Origin of the sequence: Mesorhizobium sp. C089B, assembly GCF_030323125.1 — a bacterium.
Taxonomy (GTDB): Bacteria; Pseudomonadota; Alphaproteobacteria; order Rhizobiales; family Rhizobiaceae; genus Mesorhizobium.
In genome coordinates, this window is record NZ_CP100469.1 from 717,587 (window position 1) to 737,768 (window position 20,182).

The window sequence follows — 20,182 nt, forward strand, 5'->3', positions numbered from 1 at the left end:
TAAAGGAGCTACCCCTGCGAAGGCCTGAACCGCGCCACCAGCGTGTGGCTCTCCGCGGCATAAGTGAACCTCACCTGCGTCACCGGGTGCTCGGCGCTCCAGGTTCGGCGCTCGACCACCAGGCAGGGCGCGCCGGTTGCGATGTCGAGCGCTTCGGCAATATGTCTGTCGGCCGCGACCGCGCGGATACGGTGCTCTGCCTCGCTCCATGGCACGCGGCCGATCAGCCAAGGGCCGGGGGCGATGTCGAGAAACTCCTCCTCGGCGGCTTCCGCGACGGCGGCGAGATTGATCAGCCGCTGTTCGTGCGCGAATGGCCGCTTGCCGGCGAAATGCCGGCATTTCAGCGCCAGCACCTGTCCAGCCGCTCCCAATTCCAGCAAGGCGCGATCCTCGGCGCTGCTGCGCCTTTTCTGCCGCTCCACGCGCTCGTAGCGATAGGCCAGCCCAAGCGCCTCGACCTCGATCCTGATGTCGTGGATTTCCAGCACCGCGGCCTGCGATTGCGGCTGGCGGACAAAGCTGCCCGAACGGCGGCGGCGCTCGATCAGCCCGGCCTTGGCCAGTTGCGACAGCGCCTTGTTCACCGTCATGCGCGAGCAATGATACTGCGCCGTCAGCTCGTGCTCGAACGGGATGCGGTGGCCCGGCGCCCAGGCGCCGGACATTATTTTCTCGCTGATGTCGGACAGGATGCGCTGGTGCAGCGAGCCGCCGCCTTCCGACGCCGCTGTCTCAATCATGCTCATGCCGAAAGCGCCGTGATCACCTGGCGAAAGCGCTCTGCAATCGGCTCGCGCCTGGAATGCCGGCCGCCGCTGACCTGCTTTTTCCCATGCACCCAGACGCAATCGACCTTGCCGCCATTGGCAAAGATCCAGGCGTCGAGGATCGCATCGCCACTTTTTCCGGCCAGCGAAGGATGGTTTTCGTCGAGGGAGACGAAATCAGCCGCGGCGCCGGCGGCGATCCGCGACGGGCCGGCGCCGAGTGCGGTGCTGCCGCCATCGAGGGCGGCGTCGAACAGAGCCCGCCCGGTCGAGCCGCCGGCCACCGCCAGCACATTGCGGGCGCGGTGTGCGAGGCGCTGCGAATATTCGAGCTGGCGCAATTCATCCGGCAGGCCGATCAGCACGTTGGAATCCGAGCCGACGCCGAAGCGGCCGCCATGTTCGATGAACAGAGGTGCTGAAAAGGTGCCGTCGCCGAGATTGGCCTCGGTGATCGGGCAAAGCCCGGCAATGGCGCCGCTTCTGGCCATGCCGGTTGTCTCAGCCTCGGTCATGTGGGTGGCGTGGATCAGGCACCAACGCTTGTCGATCCCGGCATTGGCGAGCAGCCATTCGACCGGTCGCGCACCCGACCACGCCAGGCAATCCTCGACCTCCTTCGCCTGCTCGGCGACGTGGATGTGGATCGGTCCGTCCGGCGCAATGGCGGCAACAGCGCTGAGTTCCTCCGGCGTCGCGGCGCGCAGGCTGTGCGGGGCGACGCCGACGACAGCCTGATTCAACGCACGAACCGATTCGCGGCTTTTCTCAAGCAAGCGTTCGAACCGATTCACATCGTTGATGAATCGCCGCTGGCCTTCGTTGGGCGCAGCGCCGCCGAAGGAGGAATGGGCATAAAACACCGGCAGCAGCGTCAGGCCGATCCCGGTTTCGCCGGCGGCCGCGGCAATACGTTCGGCCATCTCGGCAAGGTTAGCATAGGGTTTTCCGTCGCGATCGTGGTGGAGATAATGAAATTCGCCGACGCGCGAGAATCCGGCCTCCAGCATTTCGACATAAAGCTGGGCGGCGACCGCCTCGACCTGGTCCGGCGTCATCGACAGCGCGAAGCGGTACATCACCTCGCGCCAGCTCCAGAAGCTGTCGGCGGAGGGACCGCGCAGTTCGGCAAGCCCGGCGATGCCGCGCTGGAAGGCGTGGCTGTGCAGGTTCGGCATGCCCGGCACCAGAATGGCGTGGCGTTCGTCGTCAGCCTGTATCGACGTGCCGGCTTCGACTGCCGTGATGCGACCGTCGTTCAACAAAATCCGCACCTTGTCGTGCCAGCCATTGGGCAGCAGCGCCTGTTCCGCAAAGATCGCCGTCACGTTTTTCTCCGCATTCCCTGAACAATTGCACTTGCAGTGCTTTTCAATATGTATATACATAATCGCCATCCAATCAAACGGAAAAAGATGATGGCGGCACAGAACAAAAGCCGGGCAGGGGGCCTTCACCTTTGGCGCAATGCGCGCCTGGCAACCATGGCCGAAGGCGACGCCGGACTGGGCATTGTCGACAAGGGCGCGATCGTCGCCCGTGACGGCGTCATCGTCTATGCCGGTCCGGAAGCCGACATGCCGTCAGCGTTGGCTCAGGGCGGCGAGACTACCGATTGCGAAGGCCGCTGGATCACGCCCGGCCTGATCGACTGCCACACCCATCTCATCCATGCCGGCAACCGTGCCAACGAGTTCGAGATGCGGCTGGCCGGCGCCACCTATGAAGAAGTCGCCCGTGCCGGCGGCGGCATCGTCTCCTCGGTCAAATCCCTGCGTGCCGCGAGCGAAGACGCACTGGTTGCGCAGACGCTGCCACGCCTCGATGCGCTGATGGCCGAGGGTGTCACCACGGTAGAGGTAAAGTCGGGTTACGGGCTCGATCTCGAAAATGAACAGAAGTCGCTTCGCGCCGCGCGGCAGCTGGACAAGCAACGCCCGGTCACGGTCCGCACCACCTTCCTCGGCGCGCATGCGCTGCCGCCGGAAGCAAAAGGCGACAAGGAAGCTTTTGTCGATCTCGTCGCCAACACGATCCTGCCCGCAATCGCCGCCGAGGGCCTGGCTGACGCCGTAGACGGCTTTTGCGAGGGCATTGCCTTTTCGCCGGAACAGATTGCCCGCGTCTTCGACAAGGCCAAGGCGCTTGGCCTGCCGGTAAAGCTCCATGCCGACCAGCTGTCGAACCTGCGTGGCGCCGAACTTGCCGCCCGCTATGGCGCGCTGTCGGCCGACCATCTCGAATACACCGACGAGGCCGGCGCCGCAGCGATGGCCAAGGCCGGCACCGTGGCGACCATCCTGCCCGGCGCCTACTATTTCATCCGCGAAACCAGGAAGCCGCCGATCGGCCTGTTTCGCCAGCACGGCGTCAAGATGGCGGTCGCCACCGACAACAATCCCGGGACGTCGCCGCTGACCTCGCTGTTGCTGACCATGAACATGGCCGCGACGCTTTTCGGCCTGACCGTCGAGGAATGCCTGGCCGGCACCACTCGCGAGGCTGCCCGCGCGCTGGGATTGCTCGGCCAGACCGGCACGCTGGAGGCAGGAAAATCCGCCGACCTGGCGATCTGGGACGTCGAGCGTCCGGCCGAACTCGTCTACCGCATGGGCTTCAACCCGCTCCATGCCCGCATCTGGAGAGGACAATGACCGAACTTAACCTGAAGCCCGGCAATGCGACGCTGGCCGACTGGCGCACCATCTATCGTGGCGCCGTGCCGAAGCTCGACGCTGCCTGCCGTCCGAAGATCAAGGCCAGCGCCGAGGCTGTCGCCCGTATTGTCGCCAAGGGTGAGCCGGTCTATGGCATCAACACCGGCTTCGGCAAACTAGCCAGCGTCCGCATTCCGGCCGCCGATTTGGAAACCCTGCAACGCAACATCGTTTTGTCGCATGCCGCCGGTGTCGGCGAGCCGATGTCGGTTTCGATTGTCCGGCTGATGATGGCGCTAAAACTCGCCAGCCTGGCGCAGGGTGCGTCGGGCGTGCGGCCGCAAACCATCGAATTGCTGGAAGCGATGCTGGCCAACGACGTCATTCCCGTGGTGCCGGCGCAAGGCTCGGTCGGCGCCTCCGGCGATCTCGCGCCGCTGTCGCACATGACGGCAGTGATGATCGGCGTTGGCGAATGCTTTACCCCGCATGGCCGCTTCCCGGCCAAGGTCGCTTTCGTCTCGCACGGCCTGGAGCCGGTGACGCTGGGCGCCAAGGAAGGTCTGGCGCTGCTCAACGGCACGCAGTTCTCCACCGCCTATGCGTTGGCCGCTCTCTTCGAGGCCGAAGTGCTTTACCAGTCGGCGCTGGTCGCCGGCGCGCTGTCGACCGACGCCGCCAAGGGTTCGGACGCTCCCTTCGATCCGCGCATCCATCTCCTGCGCAAACATCCCGGCCAGATCGAGACGGCGGCAGCGCTGCGCAACCTGATGGCCGGCAGCGCCATTCGTGAATCGCACCGCGTCGGCGACGAGCGCGTGCAGGATCCGTACTGCCTGCGCTGCCAGCCGCAGGTGATGGGCGCCGCGCTCAGTGTGCTGCGTCAGGCCGCCGACACGCTTGGCACCGAGGCCAATGGCGTCACCGACAATCCGCTGATTTTCGCCGAGGACGACACAGCGCTCTCCGGCGGCAATTTCCACGCCGAGCCGGTGGCTTTCGCTGCCGACATGATCGCGCTTGCCGTCTGCGAGATCGGCTCGCTGTCGGAGCGCCGCATCGCCATGCTGGTAGACCCCGCGCTGTCCGGCATGCCGGCCTTCCTGACGCCGAAGCCCGGCCTGAACTCCGGCTTCATGATCCCGCAGGTGACGGCGGCGGCGCTCGTCTCTGAGAACAAGCAGAAGGCCTATCCGGCAAGTGTCGATTCCATCCCGACCTCGGCCAACCAGGAAGACCATGTATCGATGGCCGCACACGGCGCTCGCCGGCTGATCGGCATGATCGAAAACGCCACGGCCGTCATCGGCATCGAACTCTTGGCCGCCGCGCAAGGCTGCGATTTCCATGCGCCGCTGGCGTCGAGTGCAGCTCTGGAAGCGGTTCGCAAGCTGGTCCGCGCCGAGGTGCCGCATCTCGACAATGACCGGCATTTCCACCCTGACATGGAAAAAGCCATCGCCATGGTGCGCAGCGGCGCTGCCATCAAGGCTGCGAGCGCGGTGACATTGCCTTCGATCTCGGGAGTCTGACATGACCGACTGGCTGACAGTGACCGAAGGCACGGCACCCCTGTTGGTGTCGATCCCGCACACGGGTATCGATCTCGCCGGCATCGACAATCGGCTGGTCTCGCCCTGGCTCGGCCGCCGCGATTGCGACTGGTGGATCGACAATCTCTACGATTTTGCCGCCGGCCTTGGCGCGACTGTCGTGCACACGTCGATCTCGCGCACCGTCATCGACGTCAACCGCGATCCCTCCGGCGCCTCGCTCTATCCCGGGCAGACGACAACGACGCTATGCCCGACCGAGACCTTCGACGGCGATCCGCTGTATCTGCCCGGCGCGGAACCGACGCCGTCGGAGATAGACCAGCGCCGCATAGCGTATTTCGTGCCCTACCATGAAATGCTGGCGGCTCAGTCCGTCAGGCTGCGCGGCCTGCATGAGAAGGTCGTCATTTACGATTGCCACTCGATCCGGTCGGTGCTGCCGCGCCTGTTCTACGGCACGCTGCCGGTGTTCAATCTCGGCACCAATGACGGCCAGACCGCGGATCCTACGCTGCAGGCGCTGGTTGGCCAGATCATGGCCGAGAGCGGTGAAAGCAATGTCATCAACGGCCGTTTCAAGGGTGGCTGGATCACCCGCTATTTCGGCAATCCGCAAGGCGGCTACCATGCGCTGCAGATGGAACTTGCCGATCGCGGCTATTTGCGCGAGCCCGAGGGCAAGGGCGAACCGGACAATTGGCCGGTGCCTTATGATGCCGAGTTCGCCGCGCCGATGCGCGCCACACTGACGAAAATCCTCCAATCCGCCATTGACTGGGCCGGGCGCTGAGACGCCGCCTTACTCCAAAGGGACAATGATGAACAATCCTCGCCACAACATCCGCGAAGTGCGCGCGCCCCGCGGCGACAAGCTCAACGCCAAATACTGGACGACCGAAGCGCCGCTGCGCATGCTGATGAACAACCTCGATCCCGATGTCGCCGAAAACCCCAATGAGCTCGTCGTCTATGGCGGCATCGGCCGGGCCGCGCGCACCTGGAACGATTTCGACAGCATCGTCGCCTCGTTGAAGACCCTCAATGAAGACGAGACGCTGCTGGTCCAGTCCGGCAAGCCGGTCGGCGTCTTCCGGACGCACACCGATGCGCCGCGCGTGCTGATCGCCAACTCCAACATCGTGCCGCATTGGGCGACCTGGGACAAATTCAACGAACTCGATAAAAAAGGCCTGATGATGTACGGCCAGATGACGGCCGGCTCCTGGATCTATATCGGCACGCAAGGCATCGTGCAGGGCACCTACGAGACCTTCGTCGAGGCCGGCCGCCAGCACTACAATGGCAACCTTACGGGCAAATGGATCCTGACCGGCGGCCTCGGCGGCATGGGCGGCGCCCAGCCGCTTGCCGCCGTCATGGCCGGCGCCTGCTGCCTCGCCATCGAATGCAATCCGGACTCGATCGATTTCCGGCTGCGCACCCGCTATGTCGACGAGAAGGCCGAGACGCTCGACGAAGCGATGGAAATGATCGAGCGCTGGACCAAGGCCGGCGAGGCGAAGTCGGTCGGCCTGCTCGGCAATGCGGCCGACATCGTGCCGGAAATGTTCAAGCGGGGCATCCGCCCCGACATGGTCACCGACCAGACCTCGGCGCATGACCCGATTAACGGCTATCTGCCCAAGGGCTGGACGATAGCTGAGTGGCGCGAGAAGCGCGTCTCCGATCCCAAGGCTGTCGAGAAGGCCGCCCGCGCCTCAATGCGCGAGCATGTCGAGGCGATGGTCGCGTTCTGGAATGCCGGCGTGCCGACGCTCGACTATGGCAACAACATCCGCCAGGTCGCCAAGGACGAAGGCTTCGAGAACGCTTTCGCCTTCCCGGGTTTCGTGCCGGCCTATATAAGGCCGCTGTTCTGCCGTGGCATCGGCCCGTTCCGCTGGGCTGCTCTTTCGGGCGATCCCGAGGATATCTACAAGACGGACGCCAAGGTGCGCGAACTCACCCCCGGCAACACCCATCTGCACAACTGGCTGGACATGGCACGTGAGCGCATCGCCTTCCAGGGCCTGCCGGCGCGCATCTGCTGGGTCGGCCTCGGCGACCGCCACAGGCTGGGCCTCGCCTTCAACGAAATGGTGGCCAGGGGCGAACTGAAGGCGCCCGTCGTCATCGGCCGCGATCACCTCGATTCCGGCTCGGTCGCTTCGCCGAACCGCGAGACGGAAGCGATGAAGGACGGCTCCGACGCCGTCTCCGACTGGCCGCTGCTCAATGCGTTGCTCAACACCGCGTCGGGCGCGACCTGGGTGTCGCTGCATCATGGCGGCGGCGTCGGCATGGGCTTCTCGCAGCATGCCGGCATGGTCATCGTCGCCGACGGCACGCCGGACGCCGCAAGGCGCCTGGAGCGCGTGTTGTGGAACGATCCGGCGACCGGCGTCATGCGCCACGCCGATGCCGGCTACGACATCGCCATCGAGTGCGCGAAGGAGCACCAGCTCAATCTGCCCGGTATTTTAGGCTGATTGGCTTAAATGATGCGCATCCTACGGGCCGCCGACTACCGCGTCATGCCGTGGAAGAATGGCGGCGGCACGACCACCGAGATCGCCGTCTCGCCGGACGGCGTCGGGCTGGACGATTTCGACTGGCGCGTTTCGATGGCGCGAGTCGAGGGCAGCGGCCCGTTCTCGGGCTTTGCCGGCGTCGACCGCACGCTTGCCGTGCTGGAAGGCGAGGGTATCGTGCTTGATATTGCCGGCCGTCCGCCGGCCGAAGTGACGGCGGCTTCCGCCCCGCTGTCCTTCCCGGCCGATGTGCTGACCACGGCCGCGCTGATCTCCGGTCCGATCACCGACCTCAACGTCATGACCCGCCGCGCGCGGGCCACGCACTCGGTCCAGCGTCTGATGGTTTCGGTTCCGACCGATATCCGGCCGACCAGCGCTATGACCCTGATCCTGCCGTTCGACGGTGAGGTCGGCGTGACCGGCGCGACATCGTCGCGCCTTGGACCTCGCGACACGCTGTTGCTCGGACCGCAGGCCGCGAAACTGCGGCTTGAACCGGTGCGGCCGACGATCGTGTTCGTCGTCCGGATAGCCAGCCTGGGCTAGCCGCACCGCCAGCACAAGGATTAACGCCTGTTGCCAAACATGATCGCACGCCGGAGAAATCTGGCGTAAGCTGTTGTCTGGATCACGAAAAAGCCCGAATCCTTCCGTCGTTCCAAGGCGGACGGGAGGGCAGGGGTGCTCGTCCTTGAGTTGTCGAAAGCCCCACTTAAAATGTCGAAGGGATAACGCCTCTGGCGTGGTGCGAAGCAAAACTTTCGGCCAGTGTAATCATGCAACCAATTGCATTTGAATCGGTTTTAGGGACATTGCCGTGGCGGTGGCGCCGCATCGCGTCCCCCATGCGGAATTTTCAATGAATATCCAGACAAATCCTGCCCAAATCGAAAAGTCCAGCGCCGGCTTCCCAGTCATCACCGAAGAGCCGATACGCTCCAATTTCCTGCCCGAAGAGCGGCTGCGCGCGCTGGGCGAAAGCCTCGCCAACGGCGACATCAAGGACCTGTTCGGCCTGACGCCGTTCGATTTCCAGGCCCGCATCCGCGACAGCGCCAAGAAAATCCTCGAAGTCTACCGCTCGACCAATGCCGCCCAGGCCAAGGGCGAAACCATCACGCCTGCCGCGCAATGGCTGCTCGACAACAATTATCTCGTCGAGGAGACCATTTTTCAGGTGAAGCGCGACCTGCCGCGCCGTTTCTACCGGCAGTTGCCGACCCTGGAAGTTGCCGATCGCGCCGCGGTGCCGCGCGCGCTGGCCTTGGCCTGGAGCTATGTCGCCCATTCCGACAGTTCGGTTTCGGCGACCATGTTCAAATCCATCGTCGAGGGTTTTCAGTCGGTCGAGCCGCTCAAGATCGGCGAATTGTGGGCGCTGCCGTCGCTGCTGCGCTTCGTTTTGATCGAGAATCTGCGCCGCATCGCTGTGCGCGTCGACCGCACCAGGCAGATGCGCCATATCGCCAACGAGGTCGCCGACCGCGTGCTGGCGACCGACGACAATGCAGACCGCCGGAAGATCCTGTCGGGCTACGGCGCGCATGCGCAGGACACCACCTTCGCCACCCAGTTGCTCTACCGCCTGCGCGACGGCTCGCAGAATGCCGGCAGGGCGCTGGAATGGCTGGAGGTCGAGCTCGAGAAAACCGGCTCCGACGCCGAGGAAATCATCATTTCCGAGCATCGCACGCTGTCCAGCGGCAATGTCACCACCGGCAACATCATCCGCGGCCTGCGCCTCATCAACGACGTCGACTGGACGGTGTGGTTCGAGGGCGTCAGCCGCATCGACACGCTGTTGCGCGAGCGCACCGATTTCGCCGCGCTCGATTTCTTTTCGCGCGACCAGTACCGCACGTCGATCGAGCAACTGGCGCGCCGCTCCGACCTGTCCGAATTCCGTGTCGCCGAAAAGGCCATCGAACTGGCCAGCCATGTTCCCGGGGTCACCGATGCCTCCGGCGTGCCGGATGCATCAGCCGATCCGGCCATGCATACCGATGTCGGCTTCTTCCTGGTCGGCCCGCGCCGGCCGGATCTGGAAAAGGCGATCGGCTATCGGCCGCCCTTCCATGTGACCTTCAAGCGCGCCTTCACCGCCACGGGCTGGCTCGGCATCGTTGTGCCGGTCTTCCTGCTGACGGTGCTGCTGCTGGTTGTCTCCGGCAATGCGCTTGCCCATCTCGGCCTGTCGGTGGAATCCATCACGCTGATGCTGGCGCTGTTTGCGGTGCCTGCCAGCGAAGGCGCGCTCGCCTTCTTCAACACCGTTGTTTCACTGTTCCTGAAGCCGACGCGGCTCGTCGGCTATGATTACAAGCACGGCATTCCAGCGGCATCACGCACCTTGGTCGTGGTGCCGTCGCTGATCGGCTCGCGCGATGATGTCGAGGAAAACATCCGCAACATCGAGGTGCATCACCTCGCCAACACGGCCGAAGAAATCCATTTCGCGCTGCTGTCCGACTGGCCGGATTCCAAGACCGAGATCGACGCCGCCGACATCGAGATCCTGCAATATGCGCGCGACGAGATCGCCAGGCTCAATGCCCGTTATCCCTCGGAAGGCGCGCCGCGTTTCTATATCTTGCATCGCCGCCGGCTCTACAACCAGGCGCAGGGCGCCTGGATGGGCTGGGAGCGCAAGCGCGGCAAGCTGCATGAGCTGAACCTTCTCTTGCGCGGCGACAGCGACACCACCTTCCTGCCGCTCGACGTGCCGCTGCCGGAAAAGGTCGTCTATGTCATGACGCTCGACGCCGACACGCGCACCACGCGCGACGCCGTGTCGTCACTGGTCGGCAAGCTCGCCCATCCGCTCAACCGCCCGCATTTCGACGCGACAAAGCGCGTCGTTACCGCCGGCTACACCATTCTGCAGCCGCGCATCACAGCCTCGCTCACCAGCGGCGACGACGCTTCTTTCTTCCAGCGCGTCTTCTCGTCCAACAGCGGTCTCGATCCTTACGTCTTTGCCGTCTCGGATCTCTACCAGGACGTCTTCAGCGACGGCTCCTTCACCGGCAAGGGCCTTTATCACGTCGACGCTTTCGAGGCGGCGCTGCAGGGCCGCATCGAGGAAAACACCGTCCTCAGCCACGATCTGCTCGAAGGTGCGCTGGCGCGCGCAGCACTTGTCACCGACGTCGAACTGGTCGAGGACTATCCTACCCGCTACTCGGTCGACGCCTCGCGCCACCACCGCTGGGCGCGCGGCGACTGGCAGCTGCTGCGCTTCATCTTCTCGCCGCGTTCCGGCGTGCCGGCGCTGTCGCGCTGGAAGATGGTCGACAATCTGCGCCGCTCGCTGACCCCGATCTTCTGGGTGATGGCGGCGATCGCCGGCTGGACGCTGCTGCCCTTCACGCAGGCCGCGCAGTGGCAGGCGCTGCTGATCCTGTCGCTGTTCATGGCGCCGACCTTCGATGTCGTCAACGCCATCCTGCCCAAGAGCGGCGACCAGACGCCGCGCGGCCATTTCTCCGCACTGGCGCACGACACCGTCTTCGGCACGGCCCTTGTGGCGCTGAAAGTGCTGTTGATGGCGCACAATGCCTGGATGATGGGCGACGCCATCGTGCGCACGCTCTACCGCCTGTTCGTCAGCCGCCAGAACCTGCTGGAATGGCGCACCGCGTCGCAGGCGCACAAGGGCGGCGACAACGATATCGGCTCCTATTACAGCATGATGTATGGCGCCGTGATCATCGGCGTCGTCGGTCTCGCTATCCCCGTGCTGGCCGATTCCACCGGTGCCTTCGTCGCCTTCTTCTTCGCTCTGTTCTGGATCGGTTCGCCGGCGGTTGCCTGCTGGATCAGCCGCTCGGCCGAGACCGAGGACCGCCTGCGCATATCGCAGGCCGACATCCACGCGCTGCGCACCGTGGCGCGCCGCACCTGGCATTATTTCGAAACCTTCGTCACGGCCGAGCACCACAATCTGCCGCCCGACAATTTCCAGGAAAGCCCGGCGCCGGTTGTAGCGCCGCGAACGTCGCCGACCAATATCGGCGTCTACCTGCTGTCGGTGGTGTCGGCACGCGATTTCGGCTGGATTGCGCTCTCCGACGCCATCACCCGGATCGACGCCACGATGACGACCATCGAGAGCATGCCGCGCAACCGTGGCCACCTCTTCAACTGGTACGACACCACGACGCTCAAACCGCTCTATCCGCTCTACATCTCGGCCGTCGACAGCGGCAATCTCGCCGGACACCTGGTCGCGGTGGCGGCTGCCTGCGCCGAATGGGCGGAAGCCCCGTCCGTTCACCTGCAGGGCGATTTCGAAGGCGTCCTCGACACGGTGAGCATCCTCGACGAGAGCCTCGAGGAATTGCCTGACGACCGCCGGCAACTGCGGCCGTTGCGCCAGCGTCTGGCCGATCGCCTCGATGGCATGCGGCGCGCCGTCATGACCATCAAGGCGCAGCCGGAGATGGCCTCGATCCGCACCATTAACCTGGCCGTGCTTGCCGGCGAGATACGCAAGCTCGCCACCGCCATCCACACCGAGGCCGGATCGCAGCGCAGCGACATTATCGCCGACTGGGCGGCACGGCTGGAAGCGACCTGCGAGGCGCATGTGCATGACTCGCACAGCGACGAAAACGCCGTCGAAGCCTTGCGCGCCAAGCTGCTGGCGCTGCGCGAACGCTGCCGCCGCTATGCCTTCGAGATGGATTTCTCTTTCCTGATGCGTCAGGAGCGCAAACTGCTCTCGATCGGCTACCGGGTCGAGGAGCACCAGCTCGATGAGAGCTGCTACGATCTGCTCGCCTCCGAGGCGCGGCTGACCAGCCTGTTCGCCATCGCCAAGGGTGACCTGCCGACGGAGCATTGGTTCCGGCTTGGAAGGCCGATCGTCGAGATCGGCTTCCAGGGTGCGCTGATGTCCTGGTCGGGCTCGATGTTCGAGTATCTGATGCCGCCTTTGGTAATGAAGGAGCCGCAGGGGTCGATCCTCAACCAGACCAGCAAGCTGATCATCAAGCGCCAGATCCAGTACGCGCGTTCGAAGAACGTGCCCTGGGGCATTTCGGAAGCGGCCTACAATGCCCGCGACCGCGAACTGACCTACCAGTATACCAATTTCGGCGTGCCCGGACTTGGCCTCAAGCGCGGCCTTGGCCAGAACACGGTGATCGCCCCTTACGCCACGATCCTCGCGGCGCAGTTCACACCGCGCGAATCCGTCCAGAATCTGGCCAGGCTGCGCTCCATCGGCGCTCTCGGCCGGCATGGCTTTTACGACGCCGTCGACTTCACGCCGCAGCGCGTGCCGGAAGGCACCGACCACGCTGTTGTCCTGAACTACATGGCGCATCACTCCGGCATGTCGATCGCCGCCGTTGCCGACGCCATCTTCGAGGGCCGGCTGCGCGACCGCTTCCACAGCGATCCGGTGATCGAGTCTGCCGAACTCCTGCTGCAGGAGAGGGCGCCGCGCGACATCCCGACCGCCACCGTCAGGACCGAAGCCGACGAGCGCTCGAAGGACGAGACCGAGGTCGAGAGCCCGGATTCGCGCATCGTCCTCGACCCGCTGAGGGCGTTGCGCGCCACCAGCGTCATGTCCAATGGCCGCTACTCCGTCATGGTCTCGGCCACCGGTTCCGGTTACAGCCGCTGGGGCGAACTCGCCGTCACCCGTTGGCAGCCCGACCCGACCGAAGACCGGCTCGGCTCCTACATCTTCCTGCGCGACGCCGGCAGCGGCGACTGGTGGTCGGCCACCGCGGAGCCGAAGCAGGCGACCGGCGAGAGAGTGCAGACGCTGTTTTCCGACGACAAGGCGAGCTTCGTCAAAACAGTGGGCTCGCTGCGTTCGGAGGTCGAATGCATCGTCATCTCGGAAGGCAATGGCGAGGGACGGCGCGTCACGCTCTACAATGACGGCGCCACTGACCGGCATATCGAGGTGACCTCCTTTGCCGAGCTGGTGCTGGGCAACGAAGCCTCCGACAATGCCCATCCTGCGTTCTCGAAAATGTTTATCGAGACGGAGATCGCTGCCAACAACGGTGCCATCTTTGCCACCAGGCGCAAGCGCGACAAGCACGAGCCTGACGTCACCATGGTGCATTTCGTCACCGATCCGTCCGGGTCGGCGCGCGATGCCGAGGCCGAAACCGACCGCCGTGCCTTCATCGGCCGTGGCCGTACCATCGCGGAAGCGGCGGCCTTCGATCCCGGCGCCAAGCTTGGCGGTCACCACGGCTTCACCCTCGATCCGGTAGCGGCCCTGCGCCGCCAGGTGCGGGTGCCGGCCAACAAGAAGATATCGCTGACCTTCTGGACCGCCGTCGGCGCCAACCGCGCCGAACTGGACGAGGCCATCGCCAGGCTCGACCATCCCGAAAGTTTTGCTCGCCAGGCGATGCTTGCCTGGACGCGTTCGCAGGTGCAGACCCGCCATCTTGGTCTCAGCCTGACCGACGCCGCCAACGTGCAGAAGCTGGCGCGCTTCCTGATCTATCCCGATCCGTTCCTGCGCCTGCCCGGCGAATCCATCGCTTCGGGGCTGGGCAAGCAGTCCAGCCTGTGGCCGACCAGCATTTCGGGCGATTTCCCGATCTTCCTGGTCCGCATCGGCGACGTGGCCGACCTCGAAATTGTCGCCCAGGCGCTGCGCTTCCAGGAGTATATGCGCGCCCGCGGCATGATGATCGACTTCGTGGTCGTCAACGAGCAGGCATCGTCCTATGTCCAGGACCTGCAGCGCGCGGTCGAAACGCTGTGCGAAAACAGCCGCCTGCGCGGCAAGGAACTCGGGCCGCGCCAGCACATCTTCGCCGTGCGCCGCGACCTGATGGACGAGGCGACGTACAAGACGCTGCTGGCGGTTGCCCGCGTGGTTCTGCACACGCGCAACGGCACCATCTTCGACCAGATCGAACGCGCCGAGGCGGCAGCCTTGCAAGCACGCGATGCCCTGCAGCCGGTGGCCCCCGCGTCGCTGCGCGAGCCGTCTCTGCCGGTGCCGGCGGCGCCTGCATACCATGCCGCGTCCGACAGCAGCGCCGACGGCAGCGGCCTCAGCCAATGGAACGGCTTTGGCGGTTTCGAGGGCGACGGCCGCCACTATGTCACCCGCCTTGCCGGGCGGCGCTCGACGCCGCAGCCCTGGATCAACGTCGTCTCGAACGCCTCGTTCGGATTCCATGTCTCGGCCGAAGGCGCTGCCTTCACCTGGAGCCGCAACAGCCGCGATTACCAGCTGACGCCATGGTCGAATGATCCGGTCACCAACCGGCCGGGCGAGGGCATCTACATCTACGATCAGGCCAGCGGCAAGGCATTCTCGCCGCTGGCTGCCGTGGTCCGCGATCCCTCGATGACCTATGAGACATGGCACGGCCAGGGCTTCTCCACCTTCCGGTCCAAACGCGGCCCGCTGTCGATGGATCTGACGCACGTCGTCGATCCCGTCGATCCAGTGAAGATCACGCGGCTGCGCATCCAGAACTCAGGCTCGGCGCCGGCGCGGCTGCGCGTCTATGCCTATGCCGAATGGGTCCTCGGCAGCCATCGCTCGAGCACGGCTGCGACCATCATCCCGTCCAGGGATCCAGCGACTGGCGCGCTTCTGGCGCAAAACCCCTACGGTCTCGATTTCGGCGACCGGGTGGCCTTCCTGGCCGCCACCGGTCCGGTGCATTCGGTGACATCCGATCGCGGCGAGTTCATCGGCAGGCATGGCACCAGCGCCTTCCCGCACGCCGTCGTCAGCGGAGCCGGCCTGTCGGGCCGCGTCGAGGCCGGCGACGATCCGTGCGCAGCTGTCGCCAGCGATGTCGACATCCCCGCCGGCGGCGACGTCACGCTGGTCTGGCTGCTTGGCGACGCCGCCACATCAGCCGAGGCGAGCGCGTTGGTGCAGACCCATTCGGGCAAGGATTTCGACCAGCGGCTGGCCGACAATGAACGCGTCTGGCGCGGCTTCCTCGACACCATCCAGGTCGAGACGCCCGACAAGGCGCTCGACGCCATGGTCAATCACTGGCTGCCCTATCAGAGCTTGGCCTGCCGCATCCGCGCCCGCTCGGCCTTTTATCAGGCAAGCGGCGCCTTCGGCTTCCGCGACCAGCTGCAGGACACGCTGGCCCTGCTTGCGCACGATCCGAAACTGGCGCGCGACCAGATCCTCAATGCGGCGCGCCGGCAGTTCCCCGAAGGCGATGTCCAGCATTGGTGGTTGCCGCGCACCGACGCCGGCGTGCGCACCATGATCTCCGACGATGTGGTCTGGCTGGCGCATGCCACCAATCGCTACATCGAGGTGACCGGCGATACAGGGATCCTGAAGGAGCAGCTGCCTTTCATTGACGGGCAGGTGCTGGGCGAGGGCGAGCACGACGCCTTCTTCACGCCGGAAATCTCCAAGACGAACGCTTCGCTCTACGACCATTGCGCGCGCGCGCTCGACCTTGCGGTCAAGCGCAGCAGCCCGGCCGGGCTGCCGCTGATCCTCGGCGGCGACTGGAACGACGGCATGAACCGCGTCGGCGAAGCCGGCAAGGGGGAGAGTGTCTGGCTCGGCTGGTTCCTCTTGAAGACGCTGGGCGACTTTACCACCGTGGCCAAGGGCAGGGCGACACCAAGCGGGCGCAGGCCTGGACAAAACACGCCGATGTGCTGAAGCGGGCGCTGGAAAGCACCGCCTGGGACGGCCAGTGGTATCGCCGCGGCAGCTACGATGACGGCACGCCGCTTGGCTCGCACAATTCGGACGAGTGCAAGATCGACTCCATCGCGCAGTCGTGGAGCGTGCTCTCCGGCGAGGGCGACCCCGCGCGCTCGACCACGGCGATGCAGCAGGCGACGAACCTGCTGGTCGACGACAAGCTCAAGATCGTCAAACTGTTTACCCCGGCCTTCCAGAACACGAGAAAGGACCCTGGTTACATCAAGAGTTATCCGCCGGGCGTGCGCGAGAACGGCGGCCAGTACACCCATGCGGCGACCTGGTTCGTCATCGCGCTCGCCGAAATGGGCCGCACCGACGATGCCTATCGCTGCTTCTCGATGCTGAACCCGGTCAACCATGCGCTCGACGATGCATCGGCCGAGCATTATCGCGTCGAGCCGTACGTCGTCGCCGCCGACATCTATTCCGGTGAGGACAAGGGCGGTCGCGGCGGCTGGACCTGGTATACGGGCTCAGCGGGATGGCTCTACCGTGCTGCGGTCGAAGGAATTCTGGGCATTGAGCGGCGGGGCAAGCAGATCACGTTCCGGCCGAAACTGCCCAGCCATTGGGACGGCTATTCTGCCACGCTGAAGATGCTGGGGTCGGAGATCAAGGTTCGCGTCATCCGCGACAAAAAGGCCAAATCCATCTCGCTCGAAGTCAATGGAACCAAGACAAAGTCTTCCGGTTTTCAGCCGAAAGCCGGCGACAAGACCGAGGTGGTCGTCAAGATACCCGCGTAAATCAAAGGCTTCAGGTTATTGACGCGCGCCTTTCTAGGCGCGCGTTTTCTACTTCGGCATGCTCCTGGCGAAGAACGGCGTGCCTTCCCGGATACCGGCGGTCCAAGCGTGCAGTGACTAAAAATGTGGCAGCGCCAGATGCTGCCATGATTTTGCCGCAAGACTGACATTTCACCTTTTATCTCAAACCGTTAGGTGATCACGGCAGATTTCGCAACGTCGTCATCTTTTGTTCGCAGAATGGGAACGGAAGAGGTAGACGGGCATTGTTTTGCGACCCGTTAACCGGTACGTGTCAAGAAATGGTGCGGTGCACAATAATGTTTTGGGCGGAGTAGCTGAAGTGTCACTTCTGCAAATCTACTGGAGAGCGCTGGGTTATCTCGCAGCCGACAGGAAGCGCGTTGCGTTTATCTGCGGTGCGAATGTCGCGCTCGCCATTATCGCCATCCTCGAGCCGATCATGTTCGGCCGGGTAATCGACGCCATCTCCGATAAGGGTTCGGTGTTTTCGACGCTGGCGCTGTGGGCCGGTCTCGGCGCCTTTAACATCGTCGCCTTCGTGCTGGTGGCGCGCGGCGCCGACCGTTTTGCCCACAAGCGGCGCAGCGAGGTGCTGTGCCAGTCGTTCGAGCGCGTGATCACCATGCCGCTCGCCTGGCACCACCAGCGCGGCACCTCCAACGCGCTGCACACGCTGCTGCGCGCCGTCGAGACGCTGTTCAGCCTGTGGCTTGAATTCATGCGCCAGCATCTGTCGACGGCGGTTGCGCTGGCTCTGCTGATTCCGACCGCGATAAGCATGGATCTTCGCATGTCGCTGGTGCTAATGGCGCTGGGCGTTCTCTATGTCGGCATCGGCCGGCTTGTGATGAAGCGCACCAAGGCGGGCCAGGCCGCGGTCGAGCGCCACTACCATCAGGTCTTCGCGCATGTGACCGACTCGGTCAGCAATGTCGCCGTGCTGCAGAGCTACAACCGTCTCGGCCACGAGGCCGATACGCTGCGCCGCTATGTCAAGAACCTGCTCGACGCGCAGAACCCGGTGCTCGACTGGTGGGCGATGGCCAATGCGTTGCACCGCCTGTCGTCGACCATATCGATGATGGTTGTGCTTTTGATCGGCGCCTATCTGGTCACCCATGGCCAGCTCAAGATCGGCGACGTCATCGCCTTCACCGGCTTTGCCACGCTGCTGATTGCCCGCCTCGACCAGATGTCGGCTTTCGCCAACCAGATTTCGGAAGCCCGCGCCAAGCTCGAGGACTTCTATCACCTCGAGGATTCGGCCGCCGACTCCGCCGAGCCGGACGGCTTGCGCGACCTCACCAACGTCACCGGCCACGTCCGCTTCGAGAATGTCGGCTTCGAGTTTGCCAATTCGAGGCAGGGCGTCGACGACGTCTCCTTCGAAGTCCAGGCCGGGCAGACGGTTGCCATCGTCGGCCCGACCGGCGCCGGCAAGACGACGCTGATCAACCTCTTGCAGCGCGTCTTCTCGCCGTCTCATGGCCGTATCCTGATCGACGGCATCGACACCCGCACGGTGACCCGCAAGTCGCTGCGTCATTCGATCGCCACCGTCTTCCAGGATGCCGGCCTGCTCAACCGCTCGATCGAGGACAACATCCGCGTCGGTCGTGCCGAGGCGACTTATGACGAGGTTCACGCCGCCGCCAATGCGGCTGCCGCGCAGGATTTCATCCTTGCCAAGAGCGCCGGCTATGACACCGTCGTTGGCGAGCGCGGCGGCCAGCTTTCAGGCGGCGAGCGTCAGCGCATCGCCATTGCCCGCGCCGTGCTCAAGGACGCACCGATCCTGGTGCTCGACGAGGCAACGAGCGCGCTCGATGTCGAGACCGAGGACCGCGTCAAGGAAGCCATCGACGAACTGAGGCGCAACCGCACCACCTTCATCATCGCCCACCGCCTGACCACCGTCCGCGACGCCGACCTGGTCGTGTTCATGGACAAGGGCAAGGTGGTCGAGATGGGCGGCTTCGCCGAACTGTCGCTGCGCAATGGCCGTTTCGCCAGCCTGCTGCGCGCCGGCGGCCTGCTCAACGACGAGGAAGTCCGCCGCCTCAGCCGCACCGTGAATATCGAAGCGGCGTAGCTTTTTTACCTCCCCCTTGTGGGGAGGTCGGACCCGTAGGGTCCGGGTGGGGTAGTGCCCCACCACCCCCACCCCGCTGCTTCGCAGCGACCCTCCCCACGAGGGGGAGGGTAAATAAGACTGCGACACTCCCTCGATTGCCCCGAACGCGCCGCCGGTCTATCTAGACCTTATGAGCGATACCTCCTCACGCCTCGCCGGCTGGACCGACCTCGCCAACCCCACGCGCTTTGTCGGGCTGGCCGATAGGCTGGTGCCGTGGCTGGCGTCGATCGCCGCGATCCTGCTCGCCATCGGTCTCTATATGAGCTTTGCCGCGCCTGAGGATTTCCAGCAGGGCATCACGGTGCGCATCATGTATATCCACGTGCCTTTCGCCTGGCTCGCCATGATGTGCTACACGGTGATGGCCGTCGCCGCGCTCGGCACGCTGGTCTGGCGCCATCCCTTGGCCGATGTCGCGCTGAAGTCGGCAGCCCCGATCGGCGCCACCTTCACCGCGCTTGCGCTGGTCACCGGCTCGATCTGGGGCAAGCCGATGTGGGGCACCTGGTGGGTCTGGGACGCCCGCCTGACCTCGGTCTTCATCCTGTTCCTGATGTATCTCGGCATCATCGCGCTGACGCGTGCGCTGGATGACGCCAGCCGCGCCGCCTGGGCCGCCGCCATCATCACGCTCGTCGGCTTCATCAACATCCCGATCATCAAATTCTCGGTCGACTGGTGGAACACGCTGCACCAGCCGGCCTCGGTGTTCCGGCTCGGCGGACCGACGATCGATCCCAGCCTGCTATGGCCACTGCTGGTGATGGCGCTCGGCTTCACCGTGCTGTTCTTCGCGCTGCATTTGACGGCGATGCGCACCGAAATCCGCCGCCGGCGGGTGATCGCCATGCGCAGGGTGGCGGCACGGCAGGCCGACTAGCGCGATTTTCAAAACCGAAGCCATACGCCTGCCGCCAAACATTAGCCTGTGCTGTTATGTTGCGGTGCAGCAACAAGAATTCTCAAAAGATTGTTCCCGACTTCGCTTGGCTCCTTGATCTCGTTTGCTTTCTTGACAGCTCAGCCGCGAAGCAAGAGTGATACCAGTCACTAGTTGTAGCGAGGG

9 protein-coding genes and 1 pseudogene are annotated in these 20,182 nt (G+C 64.5%); 8 read left to right on the forward strand and 2 right to left on the reverse strand.

The window, feature by feature from the left end; all coding sequences use genetic code 11:
- Positions 1–8: 8 nt before the first annotated feature.
- Entirely contained in the window at positions 9–749 is a 741-nt protein-coding gene (gene hutC / locus NLY44_RS03630; RefSeq protein ID WP_023805057.1) for a histidine utilization transcriptional repressor HutC, read from the reverse strand.
- Positions 746–2,098: a formimidoylglutamate deiminase gene (locus NLY44_RS03635; protein ID WP_023805058.1), complete on the reverse strand. Its 1,353-nt coding sequence runs from the start codon at positions 2,096–2,098 to the stop codon at positions 746–748. The genes hutC and NLY44_RS03635 overlap by 4 nt, the downstream gene beginning before the upstream one ends.
- Before the next feature lie 90 nt (positions 2,099–2,188).
- On the opposite strand from NLY44_RS03635, the gene hutI reads away from it, so the two are divergent.
- The 8 genes and pseudogenes from hutI (at position 2,189) to NLY44_RS03675 (ending at position 19,996) form a co-directional block, all read left to right on the forward strand.
- The gene (gene hutI, locus NLY44_RS03640; protein ID WP_023805059.1) at positions 2,189–3,424 is read left to right on the forward strand and encodes an imidazolonepropionase; all 1,236 of its coding nucleotides are present in this window, start codon (positions 2,189–2,191) and stop codon (positions 3,422–3,424) included.
- Positions 3,421–4,959 (forward strand): histidine ammonia-lyase, encoded by a 1,539-nt coding sequence (hutH, locus tag NLY44_RS03645; protein ID WP_023805060.1) that lies wholly within the window; start codon positions 3,421–3,423, stop codon positions 4,957–4,959. The genes hutI and hutH overlap by 4 nt, the downstream gene beginning before the upstream one ends.
- A gap of 1 nt (position 4,960) precedes the next feature.
- The gene (gene hutG, locus NLY44_RS03650; protein WP_023689634.1) at positions 4,961–5,773 is read left to right on the forward strand and encodes an N-formylglutamate deformylase; all 813 of its coding nucleotides are present in this window, start codon (positions 4,961–4,963) and stop codon (positions 5,771–5,773) included.
- Between the two features lie 28 nt (positions 5,774–5,801).
- A complete protein-coding gene (gene hutU / locus NLY44_RS03655; RefSeq protein WP_023805061.1) occupies positions 5,802–7,472 on the forward strand; it encodes a urocanate hydratase in 1,671 nt (556 codons plus the stop codon).
- Positions 7,473–7,484: 12 nt separating this feature from the next.
- Positions 7,485–8,063 (forward strand): HutD/Ves family protein, encoded by a 579-nt coding sequence (locus NLY44_RS03660; RefSeq protein ID WP_023805062.1) that lies wholly within the window; start codon positions 7,485–7,487, stop codon positions 8,061–8,063.
- Between the two features lie 313 nt (positions 8,064–8,376).
- Positions 8,377–16,955: pseudogene (locus NLY44_RS03665) on the forward strand (glycoside hydrolase family 94 protein).
- A gap of 343 nt (positions 16,956–17,298) precedes the next feature.
- Entirely contained in the window at positions 17,299–19,071 is a 1,773-nt protein-coding gene (locus tag NLY44_RS03670; RefSeq protein ID WP_023672897.1) for a glucan ABC transporter ATP-binding protein/ permease, read from the forward strand.
- Between the two features lie 172 nt (positions 19,072–19,243).
- Positions 19,244–19,996 (forward strand): heme ABC transporter permease, encoded by a 753-nt coding sequence (locus NLY44_RS03675; RefSeq protein ID WP_023682911.1) that lies wholly within the window; start codon positions 19,244–19,246, stop codon positions 19,994–19,996.
- The last annotated feature ends 186 nt before the right edge of the window (positions 19,997–20,182 follow it).